We start from the raw sequence: 12320 nt of genomic DNA, 5'->3' as shown, positions 1-12320 counted from the left end.
GATACTAATAGATCGAGGACTTAACCACGCTTTWAAAAAATGAAATACCTTCTTATTATCTAGTTTTGAAGGAACAACGTTCCTTTATTGTTTGGTGGCGATAGCGAAGAGGTCACACCCGTTCCCATTCCGAACACGGCAGTTAAGCTCTTCAGCGCCGATGGTAGTTGGGGGTTTCCCCCTGTGAGAGTAGGACGCCGCCAAGCCATTTTAAAAAGATCAGCCATCCTGGCTGATCTTTTTTTTTTGTTTAATGAAAAACAAGTCAATAATAATAAAGTGTTTATCAATTATGGAAACTTTTATAGAGACATACACGTATTGAAAACCTTCATCATACATTGTTAAAAGCAGCCCCGGTTCTCTTAAACTATCTAAAGTTATGTATGCGAACAATGGTTTTTGGGGAGAATGCAGGTATGGAGGTGGAGATGTTGGGGACAACAACAACCAAAACAACGGCAGGGGAATCGTGCGTGGTTTGTGAACAGATAAAAGGTATGGGGATACACTTATATACGACTTTTATTTGTGAGGAATGCGAAAGGGATATGATTGGGACGGATACAAACGATCCTAGGTATAAATATTACTTGAAACAATTAAGAAAAATCACCAATCCTGAAATTTGTTCTTAAGCAATAGTAGTTTATAGAAAGTTGAAGAGTTAGAGAATAAAGAAATGGAATGTTTCTTATTCTCTAACTCTTTTTTTGCTTTAGAAGAATAGTTGCAGACAGCAGGTGCTTGTTTCAGAATTACAAATATAAGCAGCGTAGTCCTACATAATTGCAATCCCGCTCGTCTCAATAAGAGATTAAATCGAACTTTTTTGATAAAATGAAAAAATACTATGATTTGAGGGAAGAGAGAAATGAATCAATTACAGACGCCATTGTTCGATGCAATGAGTGCATTTAATAAAAAGAATCCGATATCTCTGCATGTCCCAGGGCATAAAAATGGACGGGTGTTTAGTAATAAAGGCCAAGCAGTATATAACTCCTTACTGGGAATAGATGCTACGGAACTAAGCGGTTTAGATGACTTACATGCCCCTGAAGGTGCTATTTTGAGATCTGAGGAATTACTCGCTGATTTATATGGTGTTCAGAAGAGTTATTTTCTAGTCAATGGTTCAACTGTTGGGAACCTTGCGATGATCCTTGCCACCTGCCGGGAAGGAGATAAGGTGCTTGTCCAAAGGAACTGTCATAAATCAATTTTACATGGACTGATGTTAGCGAATGTACAACCGATTTTTTTACAACCGATTTTTTATGAGGAATGGGGGGTTGCAGGTGGTGTCAGAATGGAACTACTTGAAGAAGCCCTGGAAGTTCATTCAGATGTAAAAGCTATCATTGTAACGTATCCAAATTATTATGGTCTTGGTGAAGATCTTTCTGAAATGGTGAAGCTGGCACACCAAAGAGGAATTCCAGTGCTGGTAGACGAGGCACATGGTGCTCACTTTCAGTTAGGAGGTCCCTTTCCTAGGACAGCAATTTTAGCTGGGGCGGACGCCGTTGTTCACTCGGCTCATAAAACACTGCCAGCAATGACGATGGGTTCCTATCTCCATATTAATACAACCTTATTAGATATAGATCAGGTGTCATTCTATTTGCAAATGCTCCAATCAAGCAGTCCATCTTATCCGATTATGGGATCTCTAGACTTAGCCAGGTCTTATTTAGCCTCATTTACATTAGAAGATCAAAACTGCCTTATTAAAAGGATATCGGATTTCAGAAGGGAATTAGCTAGTCTCCAATCGGTACGGGTGTTAGAAGCACCACCGGGAACGTCAGCAGACCCTTTAAAAGTAGTCATTCAATCAACAAAGGGTTTAAGTGGGTTTGAGTTACAGCAGTTGTGTGAAGCAGAAGGTATTTATTCAGAATTAGCTGATCCCTTTAATTTGTTAATGATTTTGCCATTATTAAAGAAAAATGACTATTTTCCTTTTCATGAAATTGTTCAAAAAATAAAAAATGTAACTGAAGAAAAAACTGGAAGACGGGAGGGCAATCAAGCAGTGAGCTGGCAAGCTGAGAATTCAATGACAAGCCTTGCGCTGCCATATTCTGTAATGGGTCAAAGGAAATCGAGACACGTAGTATTAAGTCAAGCTGTTGGAGAGGTATCTGCTGAGATGGTCATCCCTTATCCGCCGGGGATCCCTTTAATTATGTCCGGGGAAATGATTACCTCGAAGCATATATTCAACTTAAAAAGACTGCTTGACCTGGGATCAAGATTTCATGGCGGTTCCTCCCTTTCAAACGGAGAGCTAATCGTTTATGAAAGCGGGCAGGTTGGTTAAAATGATATACTACAAACAAAGAACCTTGGAGGTACACCGATGAACCGTGGTATTTTTATAACAATGGAAGGACCTGAGGGAGCTGGGAAAACAACAATTATCCAAATGCTCGGTAAGGCTCTTCAAGAAGAAGGTTACCAAGTCCTATTAACACGAGAACCAGGAGGCGTTCCCATTTCCGAGCAAATTAGGGAGGTTATCCTGAATAAAGCCAATACAGCTATGGACCCAAGAACAGAGGCTTTATTATATGCAGCTGCAAGGCGTCAGCATTTAGTTGAGATAGTTATTCCGGAGCTAGAGCGAGGAGGTATCGTTCTGTGTGACCGTTTTATAGATAGTTCTCTGGCCTATCAAGGGTATGCAAGAGGCTTAGATATAGAAGAAGTATACAATATCAATAAATTCGCAATTGGAGATATGATGCCGGATGCTACGTTCTTTTTTGATATCGATCCAGAAGAAGGGTTGAGACGTATTCAGTCCAATGGGGACCGGGAAGTGAACCGACTAGACCTGGAAGCCATAGATTTTCATAAAAAAGTATGTGAGGGGTATCAGTTAATAATAAATAGATGGAAAGATCGGTTCATTATCGTGGATGCGGGCCGGACAATTGAGGATGTTTTTGAGGAAACGAAAGCCCGCTTACTGACGTTTTTGGAAAAAACAGAACAGTAACTACTTGAATTTCCATATTATTCAACCGAACACTATTCCAAGCAAAGACTAATTGCTATAATAGAGTTAATAGAGTTAATAGAGTTAGGAAAATTCAGAGTAACCGGAGGATGATGAGAATGAAAATGATCATTGCTGTCGTTCAAGACAAGGATAGTCATCGGCTGCTGAATGAATTAGTAGAAAATAATTTCGGGACAACCAAGCTTGCCAGTACGGGCGGGTTTTTAAAATCAGGAAATACAACCTTTATGATTGGAACAGAGGATGCACGTGTTGACCAAGCCATTCAGATTATCAAACAGAATTGTCAATCACGATCCCAGTTAGTGTCACCGGTTTCACCGATGGGTGGAAATGCCGAATCCTATGTACCTTATCCAGTGGAAATTCAAGTAGGCGGTGCAACCATATTTGTTCTGCCAGTTGAAAACTTTTTACAATTTTAACGGTTAGTTGTATGGAGGTTCATTATGAAAATCAACCATGATATCCCAATTAAGTTGGATAAAGCGCGGCAGGATACCAAACATGCTCAAACAGGCAATGGAAGGTTTCAACAAATGGTCCAAACACAGGATCAAAAGATGCAAATCCAAACATTAAACCGTTTAATAGGTGATATTGAAGGGGCGGGCCAGCGATTGGTTCGGTCACGTACCTTTAGAGAATTGGCGAAATATAAAGCGTTAGTGAAGCGGTTTGTCCGAGAAGCTGTTGAATATGGTCTAGAATTGAAGCAATCTACGACCTGGAACCAATACGGTCAAAGCCAACCATTGAAAACCGTGGAAACGATCGATGCGAGATTAGTTGAATTAAGCGAGGAAATTCTGAATAAAGAGAAGAGCTCGCTCGAAATAGTAGAAATGATTGGTGAAATTAAAGGACTTCTGATTAATTTATATACTTAAGTGAGTTGATAGTGTTGGATAAAACATGGCAAGACATGAGTCAAATTCAGCCACAGGTTATGACGATGCTACAAAACAGCATAACGAAAAACAGAGTGGCTCATGCGTATATATTTGAAGGGGAAAAAGGGTCAGGTAAGCAAGATATAAGTAAAACCTTCGCTAAAAGCTTACTTTGTGAGGCCCTGACAGCAGGTTACAAGCCATGCGAGCAATGTCGGAATTGCAAACGAATTTCAAGTGGGAATCACCCTGATGTTCATTTGATTGAGCGGGATGGGCTGTCGATCAAAAAAGAACAAATTAAGAGTCTTCAAGAAGAATTCTCGAAGAAAAGTGTAGAGGCAGATCGGAAAGTTTATATGATTGCCGATGCGGATAAAATGTCAGTCGGGGCAGCAAACAGCCTATTGAAATTTCTAGAAGAGCCTTCAGCTGATACTGTGGCCATTCTGATGACCGAACAGCTTCAGAGAATTCTTCCGACTATATTATCAAGATGCCAAGTGATTTCGTTTAAGCCGTTATCCCCGGAAAATGTAAAGCGGAAGCTGATAGAACAGGATTTAGATCCGCAGCTTGCCTCGGTTATCTCACATTTAACACAGAATGTGGAAGCTGGAATCGAACTTAGCCATGATGAATGGTTTGTACAAGCTCAAAAAATAGTGGTAAAATTATATGAAGTGTTAAAACAGAATTCCTTGAAGGCTTTGTTATACCTTCAGACGGATTGGTTTTCACACTTTAAAGAAAGAGAACAGGTTGATAGAGGTCTTGATTTGTTACTTCTTATATATAAGGATTTATTATACATTCAGTTGGACAAGAAGGACCTTGTTGTATTTCAAAGTAAACTGAAGGAATTTGAAACTCACGCTCTTCATCTTTCTCCGAGACGCCTCGCTGAACATATGGGGTATATTTTGGAAGCAAAAAGGAAGCTGATGTCCAACACAAATCCACAGCTGTTAATGGAACAGCTTGTGCTGAATTTGCAGGAGGGATCATGATTTGTATGATGTTGTAGGTGTCCGTTTTAAAAAAGCGGGCAAAATATACTACTTTGATCCGGGTGAATTCGCTATTCCTAAGGACGATTTTGTAATAGTGGAGACTGTCCGCGGTGTTGAATTCGGTAAAGTTGTTACAGCCCGTAAACAAGTAGATGAAAATGATGTTGTCCTGCCATTGAAAAAGGTACTTCGGGTTGCTGATGCAAAAGATAAGTTAATTGTTGACGAAAACAAGGCAGCTGCAGAAGAGGCTTATTCTATATGTTGTCAAAAGGTCGATGAGCATAAGCTGGATATGAAGCTTGTAGATGTGTCATATACGTTCGACAGAAATAAAGTTGTGTTTTATTTTACAGCGGATGGTCGCGTGGATTTCCGAGATTTAGTCAAAGATTTAGCTGCCATATTCAGAACACGGATTGAACTGCGCCAAATTGGGGTCAGGGATGAGGCAAAAATGCTTGGAGGAATCGGGCCATGTGGCAGAATGCTATGTTGCTCAACGTTTCTTGGTGATTTTGAACCTGTTTCAATCAAAATGGCGAAGGATCAAAATTTATCATTGAACCCTACAAAAATCTCAGGATTATGCGGTCGATTGATGTGCTGTCTGAAATATGAAAATGATGAGTATGAAAGTGCGAAGGAAATGCTTCCTGATTTAGGTGAAATGATTAATACGCCTGGTGGCAAAGGCAAGGTAGTGGGGCTTAATATTCTAGAACGCGTACTTCAGATTGAACTAATCGAGCAGGAAAGAGTATTAGAGTATACTTTAGATGAGATTCTAAAAGAGGGAGCCGTTTCTATTCAAGCCACAGATTATTAAGGTGGTGGGAGAGCGTGGATAAGAAAGATATTTTTGAGTCGGTGACCAATATGGAAACGCAGATAGGCCAATTATATAAACAGCTTGGTGAATTGAAGCAGAATCTAGCGGAAATTCTCGAGGAAAATCAGTCGCTCAAGTTGGAAAACGAGCACTTACGTCATCGATTAGGCCTTGTGGAAGTCGAGAGTGCACCTGCATCTGTAAAGGTTAAACAAAAAGTAAAAAATCGTACTGCGAGTGCGGAAAAGGTTATGGATATCGGGGAAGGCTATGACAATCTAGCCCGTATCTATCAAGAAGGCTTCCATATTTGTAATCTGCATTTTGGGAGTTTACGAAAAGAAGGAGATTGCCTGTTCTGTTTATCTTTTTTAAACAAGAAGTGAAAATGGAATAATATAAAAGAATGTTCCATCTCTTTTACGTGATAGATAGACCGTTTACAATATATAGTGATTCGGGGTCTGACGCTTACTATGAGTCAGACCCTTTTTGTACGATAGATATGTTAAAGCATGGGTCCTAAACATGCTTTTTCTATACATATATAGGAGGGTAACAGCATTGGTAGAACTTAAAGGAGATGAACGCCTCGATTATCTATTGGCTGAGAATTTAAGAATCATCCAAAGCCCATCGGTGTTTTCTTTTTCATTAGATGCCGTTTTATTATCAAGGTTCGTAAACGTGCCGATTCAAAAAGGAAAACTCGTCGATCTTTGCTCAGGAAATGGGGTTATACCATTGCTGTTGAGCACAAGAACGAAAGGAACAATTAAAGGTATCGAGATTCAAGAGCGGTTATATGACATGGCTCAGAGAAGCGTAGATTATAATGACGTATCCTCCCAGATTGAGATGATTCATGGAGATATAAAAGAGATTCCAAAACAGATAGGGTATAGTAAATATGACGTGGTAACATGTAATCCACCCTATTTTCCTACTCCATCAATCGAGGAAATAAATAAAAATGAGCATTTTGCAATTGCTCGGCATGAAATTATGTGTAACCTTGAGGACGTAATGCGTGTCTCAAGTCAGTTATTGCGTCAGGGTGGCAAAGCAGCATTCGTTCATAGGCCTGGCCGTTTAATGGATATTTTACATTTAATGAGAGTGTACAGGATTGAACCAAAGCGACTACAATTTGTTTATCCAAAAAGCACAAAAGAAGCAAATACGATTCTTATTGAAGGGATAAAGGACGGAAGCCCTGATTTGAAGATTCTCCCACCTCTTGTTGTGTATAATGAACAAAATGAATATAATCCGGAAATCAGAAGGATTTTATATGGAGAAGAATAGGCATTATTTTTATGTGTTGAAATGCAAGGATGGTAGCTATTATGCAGGGTATACAAATAACTTAGATCGTAGGGTCTACACGCATAATCAAGGCAAGGGGGCGAAGTATACACGGGGACGTACCCCGGTTGAACTGATTTATCATGAAACGTTTGAATCTCAGACATTGGCCATGCAGGCAGAATACCAGTTTAAGCAATTAACAAGAAAACAAAAACAAAAGTGGATGGAAAAGGAGGATAAGTAACCTATGTGGCAGCAAAAGAGTTTTGAAAAAGAAGGATTGGAGCCGGCCCTATATCTAGTCCCTACACCGATCGGAAATCTTGAGGATATGAGCTTCCGGGCTTTGAGAATTTTAAAGGAAGCGGATGTTATTGCTGCTGAGGACACGCGAAACACGAAGAAACTATGTAATTACTTTGAAATTTCGACCCCTATCGTTAGTTACCATGAACATAATAAGGAATATAGCGGGAAGCAGATGCTTGAGAGGCTTCGTTCAGGAGAAGTAATAGCCTTAGTCAGTGATGCTGGTCTGCCGACAATTTCTGACCCTGGATATGAACTGGTTAAAGATGCAATTGCTGAGCAGTTTAAGGTCATCCCATTGCCGGGTGCTAATGCTGCATTAACTGCGTTGATTGCTTCGGGTCTTGCGCCACAGCCTTTTTACTTTTATGGCTTTTTACAGCGGGGAGCAAAAGAAAAAAAGCAAGAGCTAGAAAAGTTAAAAAAAATGGAAGCGACATGGATTGTCTATGAATCGCCACATCGTTTAAAAGAAACATTAAAACATATGCATGAAATTCTAGGAGACCGCCGTATTGTATTATGCCGTGAATTAACGAAGAAGTTTGAAGAGTTTATTCGTGGGACGGTAAGTGAGGCATTGGCGTGGGCAGTGGAATCCGAGATACGCGGTGAGTTCTGTTTGATAATAGAAGGGGCGCAATGGTTGGAGGAAGAGCCTGAAGAAGCATGGTGGATGGCCTTTGACATTGTTGGTCATGTCAATTATTATATAGAAACCAAACAGGTTACCTCCAAGGATGCTATCAAGCAGGTCGCAAAAGACCGTAATATACAAAAACGCGACGTATACCAGGCGTACCACATTGATGAACAATAATATGTTTAAGTAAGCAATAAAAAAAACTTCCGAAGATCGGAAGTTTTTTTATTTATATCATTTATTTAGAAGTTGAAAAGTTTTGTTGAATTTCTTGGATAAGTAATTCAGCGCCTTCACGACTAAGAATTAATTTACCGTTTGCAAGTGTAAGATTATTATCAGAAACTTCACCAGTAACTTGGCAAGTCATGTTTGGTTTGTATTTTTTCAAGATGATGCGCTCGTCGTCAACATAGATTTCAAGAGCGTCTTTCTCAGCGATTCCCAATGTACGGCGAAGCTCGATTGGAATAACCACCCGGCCTAACTCATCAACTTTACGAACGATTCCTGTAGATTTCATTTTTGAAAATTCTCCTCTCAGTTTACAATCTAGTACCCATTTTCTATTTTATTCGCCAATATTCGACAAATTTTTTTATAAATTTATAATACCAGCCATTCCCAAATTCGTCAATGATTTATTTTCATTTTTTTGTAAGAAGAGAGTATAGCTTTTCTTCCCAAGGAAGCAAAAAGGCTGGGAAAGAGAAAAATCCAGCAATTTCGTTTTATGCGAAGATTAAATCAGTAACAAGGAACTACTTACTTCAGCATGATTCGACAAACTACGCATGAAGAACACGCTTTTCTATTATATGATTAAATCCAATTTAGTTTCAAAGTATAAGTTCTGAATTAAGGATAATTTTCTTGGAAAAGACTTTAAATTATGTGATTTGTTGCACAAAAAATAAATATTAGGTATATTTTGTTGAGGTAAGAGGTAATGCTTACATAATATGGGGGCGTGTGTCCTGATATCGAAGGTTTAACTGGGGTATCTACTTATAATATTTTTTATTCTATTATCAAGATAATTTGATTAATGATTCTTGTCGCGTAGAATAGTATATAGAGTTAAAATAGAGATAATAGTTTTAAAGTAGTCTCATTGGCTTGGCCAAGTCCTAAAGCCAGTTTTTTAAAAGTTGAGGAGGGAATAAAGTGCAGGATAAATTAAAAACATTTTATATTACAACACCCATATATTATCCTAGTGGTAATTTACATATAGGGCATGCGTATACGACAGTGGCAGGGGATGCTATGGCTCGTTATAAAAGGATGCGTGGCTTTGATGTGATGTACTTAACAGGAACAGATGAACACGGTCAAAAAATCCAGCGTAAAGCGGCGGAAGAGGGAATTACTCCGCAGCAATATGTAGATAATATCGTATCAGGAATTAAAGAGCTTTGGCAAAAGCTTGATATCTCTTATGATGATTTCATTAGGACAACCGAAGATCGTCATAAAGATGTGGTAGCCAAAATCTTCAAGAAGTTACTTGATCAGGGCGATATTTACTTGGACGAATATGAAGGATTATACTGTACACCTTGCGAATCTTTCTTCACGGAACGTCAGGTTGAAGAAAGCAATGGAAACTGTCCAGATTGCGGAAGACCTGTTGAAAAGGTAAAAGAAGAGTCTTATTTCTTCAAGATGAGTAAGTATGCAGATCGGTTGCTAAAGTTTTATGAGGAAAACCCAGAGTTCATACAACCAGAATCCCGTAAAAATGAAATGATTAATAACTTCATTAAACCAGGATTGGAAGATTTGGCTGTTTCCCGTACAACGTTCGATTGGGGTATCAAAGTACCAGGAAATCCAAAGCATGTTATTTATGTCTGGATTGATGCGTTGACTAATTATATTACAGCTTTAGGGTATGGAACGGATAATGATTCTAAATACCTGAATTATTGGCCTGCGGATGTGCATCTAGTCGGAAAGGAAATTGTTCGTTTCCATACGATTTACTGGCCTATTATGTTAATGGCTCTGGACATACCGCTTCCTAAGAAAGTTTTTGCCCACGGATGGCTGCTCATGAAAGACGGTAAGATGTCGAAATCAAAGGGAAATGTAGTCAACCCTGTTACATTAATTGATCGATATGGCTTGGATTCATTACGCTATTACCTTCTACGCGAAGTTCCATTTGGTTCAGATGGAGTATTTACGCCGGAAGGATTTGTAGAAAGAATCAATTTTGATCTGGCGAATGATTTAGGAAACTTATTAAATCGAACAGTAGCAATGGTCAATAAGTATTTTGACGGTGTAATTCCAAGTTACAAAGGTTCGAATAATGAGTTTGAAAAGGCACTGTTAGAAATGAATCAAGATACTGTGGGCAAGTATGAGGAAGCCATGGAGAACATGGAATTTTCAGTTGCTTTAACATCTATTTGGCAGCTTGTCAGCAGAACAAATAAGTTCATCGATGAAACTCAGCCATGGATGCTTGCAAAAGATGAAGCAACAAAAGAAGAGCTTGCGAGTGTTATGGTGCATTTGGCAGAATCTTTACGCAGGACGGCTATCCTTCTGAAACCATTTTTGACACAAACACCGGAAAAAATCTTTGCTCAGCTTAACATCCAGGATGAAATTTTAAAGTCGTGGGATAGCTTAGCGGACTTCGGTCAGATTCCTTCTGAAACAAAAGTGCTAAAGGGAGATCCAATCTTCCCTCGTTTAGACATGGAAGAGGAAGTTTTATATATTAAAGAACAAATGCAGGGTGGAACACCTAAGGTTGCAGAAAAAGTAGAAGAGACTATTCCAGAGGTTGATGAAATTACTATTGATGACTTTACAAAAGTAGAGCTTCGTGTAGCTCAGGTCATAGAAGTAGAGTCAGTAAAGAAAACAGATAAGCTTCTTAAACTGCAGCTTGATTTAGGATATGAAAAGCGGCAGGTTGTCTCAGGTATTGCCCAACACTATAAGCCTGAAGATTTAGTAGGGAAAAAAGTGATTTGTGTAACGAATTTGAAACCTGTGAAGCTTCGTGGCGAGCTTTCTCAGGGGATGATTTTGGCAGGTAGCCAGGATGGAGTTCTCTCTGTTGCTACAATAGATGCCTCCATTCCAAATGGTTCGAAGGTAAAATAAACTCAAAACATAAAAGTGTTTCATATGAAACACTTTTATGTTTTTTCTTTATACTTTTGGAAAACATAACTTATTATAGGGTCTATGTTTTTAGTCATACATTTGGTGTTGATACATAAAGGGAATATTTGTAATCTTTTTGTTACCTAAATGTGAAACATAAAACTCTCATTTTTCTATAAAATAGTGCTAGAAAGGAAGAAAAGTATGTTATTTGATACACATGTGCATGTAAATGCGGAGCAATTCAACGAGGACCTCGAAGACGTCATCGAAAGAGCACAGGAAGCAGGAGTGAATAATATGGTTGTCGTCGGGTTTGACCGACCAACTATAACTAGAGCGATGGAATTAATAGAAACTTATGATTTTATGTATGCAGCAGTCGGTTGGCATCCTGTAGATGCGATAGATATGACAGAAGAAGACTTAAAATGGATTGAGGAACTATCCTCTCATCCTAAGGTTGTGGCTATAGGAGAGATGGGACTCGACTATCMTTGGGATAAATCACCGAAAGCTATCCAAATGGAGGTGTTCAGGAAGCAAATCCGATTGGCTAAAAAGGTAGGTCTACCCATTATCATCCATAACCGAGAAGCGACCGCGGATATCGTGAACATATTGAAGGAAGAAGAGGCATCAGAAGTAGGAGGCATCATGCATTGCTTTAGTGGTAGTGCTGAAACGGCAATGGAATGTATTGATATGAACTTCTATATTTCATTGGGAGGTCCTGTAACCTTTAAAAATGCGAAAAAGCCAAAAGAGGTGGCAGCTGCAGTACCTTTAGATCGTCTACTAATCGAAACAGACTGCCCCTATTTAGCACCACACCCTTATAGAGGAAAGCGTAATGAACCGTCCTATGTGAAGCTTGTCGCTGAACAAATCGCTGAAATTAAACAACTTTCAGTAGAGGAAGTTTCTCAAGCGACGACGGACAATGCTAAGAAATTATTCGGCATTAACTGACAGCATTTTTGACACTATCTCCCGGGGTCCGCTAACTAAAAACGCATTTTTTAAGGTTTCTACAAATCTCACTCCTAACATAGGCATATTATGTCGAGAATTCGCCCTTTCCTTTTCAATAGAGAATATGCATAATAGGTAGTAATTTCCTGAATGAGAAGTGAATGGGTTGACAGCTGGA

Annotated in this window: 14 protein-coding genes and 1 rRNA gene; 14 read left to right on the top strand and 1 reads right to left on the bottom strand. The window is 39.1% G+C overall.

From position 1 onward, the window contains the following. Window positions 1-90: 90 nt before the first annotated feature. From rrf to rsmI, 12 genes are all read left to right on the top strand, one after another. Window positions 91-206: ribosomal RNA gene (gene rrf, locus AC1DUW_RS04245) — 5S ribosomal RNA — on the top strand. A gap of 189 nt (window positions 207-395) precedes the next feature. Continuing rightward, on the top strand, window positions 396-638 hold the full coding sequence (locus tag AC1DUW_RS04240; protein WP_376182452.1) for a sigma factor G inhibitor Gin: 243 nt from the start codon (window positions 396-398) through the stop codon (window positions 636-638). A gap of 236 nt (window positions 639-874) precedes the next feature. Beyond that, a complete protein-coding gene (locus AC1DUW_RS04235) occupies window positions 875-2329 on the top strand; it encodes an aminotransferase class I/II-fold pyridoxal phosphate-dependent enzyme (RefSeq protein ID WP_053349017.1) in 1455 nt (484 codons plus the stop codon). A gap of 39 nt (window positions 2330-2368) precedes the next feature. After that, complete coding sequence (gene tmk / locus AC1DUW_RS04230) at window positions 2369-3010, top strand: dTMP kinase (RefSeq protein ID WP_098177770.1); 642 nt, start codon at window positions 2369-2371, stop codon at window positions 3008-3010. Window positions 3011-3129: 119 nt separating this feature from the next. Further along, window positions 3130-3459, top strand: coding sequence for a cyclic-di-AMP receptor (locus AC1DUW_RS04225; RefSeq protein ID WP_053349015.1), 330 nt, complete (start codon window positions 3130-3132; stop codon window positions 3457-3459). 24 nt (window positions 3460-3483) lie between these two features. Beyond that, window positions 3484-3924, top strand: a complete 441-nt coding sequence (locus tag AC1DUW_RS04220; RefSeq protein WP_053349014.1) for a YaaR family protein — start codon at window positions 3484-3486, stop codon at window positions 3922-3924. 14 nt (window positions 3925-3938) lie between these two features. Next, entirely contained in the window at window positions 3939-4937 is a 999-nt protein-coding gene (gene holB, locus AC1DUW_RS04215; protein ID WP_053349022.1) for a DNA polymerase III subunit delta', read from the top strand. A 1-nt stretch (window position 4938) separates the two neighbouring features. Further along, a complete protein-coding gene (locus AC1DUW_RS04210; RefSeq protein ID WP_053349013.1) occupies window positions 4939-5769 on the top strand; it encodes a PSP1 domain-containing protein in 831 nt (276 codons plus the stop codon). 50 nt (window positions 5770-5819) lie between these two features. Beyond that, entirely contained in the window at window positions 5820-6158 is a 339-nt protein-coding gene (yabA, locus tag AC1DUW_RS04205) for a DNA replication initiation control protein YabA (RefSeq protein WP_207196469.1), read from the top strand. A gap of 178 nt (window positions 6159-6336) precedes the next feature. Next, a complete protein-coding gene (locus AC1DUW_RS04200; protein WP_053349011.1) occupies window positions 6337-7080 on the top strand; it encodes a tRNA1(Val) (adenine(37)-N6)-methyltransferase in 744 nt (247 codons plus the stop codon). Then, complete coding sequence (locus AC1DUW_RS04195; RefSeq protein WP_053349010.1) at window positions 7067-7327, top strand: GIY-YIG nuclease family protein; 261 nt, start codon at window positions 7067-7069, stop codon at window positions 7325-7327. The genes AC1DUW_RS04200 and AC1DUW_RS04195 overlap by 14 nt, the downstream gene beginning before the upstream one ends. A gap of 3 nt (window positions 7328-7330) precedes the next feature. Beyond that, the gene (gene rsmI, locus AC1DUW_RS04190; RefSeq protein ID WP_053349009.1) at window positions 7331-8212 is read left to right on the top strand and encodes a 16S rRNA (cytidine(1402)-2'-O)-methyltransferase; all 882 of its coding nucleotides are present in this window, start codon (window positions 7331-7333) and stop codon (window positions 8210-8212) included. Window positions 8213-8273: 61 nt separating this feature from the next. Here rsmI and AC1DUW_RS04185 read toward each other — a convergent pair whose 3' ends face one another. Continuing rightward, complete coding sequence (locus AC1DUW_RS04185) at window positions 8274-8558, bottom strand: AbrB/MazE/SpoVT family DNA-binding domain-containing protein (protein ID WP_056525508.1); 285 nt, start codon at window positions 8556-8558, stop codon at window positions 8274-8276. A gap of 644 nt (window positions 8559-9202) precedes the next feature. Between AC1DUW_RS04185 and metG the strand changes: the two genes are divergently transcribed. Both metG and AC1DUW_RS04175 read left to right on the top strand, forming a co-directional pair. Next, window positions 9203-11164 carry a methionine--tRNA ligase gene (gene metG, locus AC1DUW_RS04180; RefSeq protein ID WP_053349007.1) on the top strand — a complete coding sequence of 654 codons (1962 nt, stop codon included), beginning with the start codon at window positions 9203-9205 and terminating at the stop codon, window positions 11162-11164. Between the two features lie 207 nt (window positions 11165-11371). Continuing rightward, window positions 11372-12139 carry a TatD family hydrolase gene (locus AC1DUW_RS04175; protein ID WP_477642040.1) on the top strand — a complete coding sequence of 256 codons (768 nt, stop codon included), beginning with the start codon at window positions 11372-11374 and terminating at the stop codon, window positions 12137-12139. Window positions 12140-12320 lie beyond the last annotated feature (181 nt).

The organism is Peribacillus sp. P4_C12 (genome assembly GCF_056402095.1).
The sequence above is the reverse complement of the archived record's forward strand: the minus strand, read 5'-3'. Positions and strand labels throughout refer to the sequence as shown.

Coding starts and splice junctions, on each gene's coding strand:
- AC1DUW_RS04240 (WP_376182452.1), top strand. CDS start 396: ATGGTTTTTGGGGAGAATGCAGGTATGGAGGTGGAGATGTTGGGGACA.
- AC1DUW_RS04235 (WP_053349017.1), top strand. CDS start 875: ATGAATCAATTACAGACGCCATTGTTCGATGCAATGAGTGCATTTAAT.
- tmk (WP_098177770.1), top strand. CDS start 2,369: ATGAACCGTGGTATTTTTATAACAATGGAAGGACCTGAGGGAGCTGGG.
- AC1DUW_RS04225 (WP_053349015.1), top strand. CDS start 3,130: ATGAAAATGATCATTGCTGTCGTTCAAGACAAGGATAGTCATCGGCTG.
- AC1DUW_RS04220 (WP_053349014.1), top strand. CDS start 3,484: ATGAAAATCAACCATGATATCCCAATTAAGTTGGATAAAGCGCGGCAG.
- yabA (WP_207196469.1), top strand. CDS start 5,820: ATGGAAACGCAGATAGGCCAATTATATAAACAGCTTGGTGAATTGAAG.
- AC1DUW_RS04195 (WP_053349010.1), top strand. CDS start 7,067: ATGGAGAAGAATAGGCATTATTTTTATGTGTTGAAATGCAAGGATGGT.
- rsmI (WP_053349009.1), top strand. CDS start 7,331: ATGTGGCAGCAAAAGAGTTTTGAAAAAGAAGGATTGGAGCCGGCCCTA.
- AC1DUW_RS04185 (WP_056525508.1), bottom strand. CDS start 8,558: ATGAAATCTACAGGAATCGTTCGTAAAGTTGATGAGTTAGGCCGGGTG.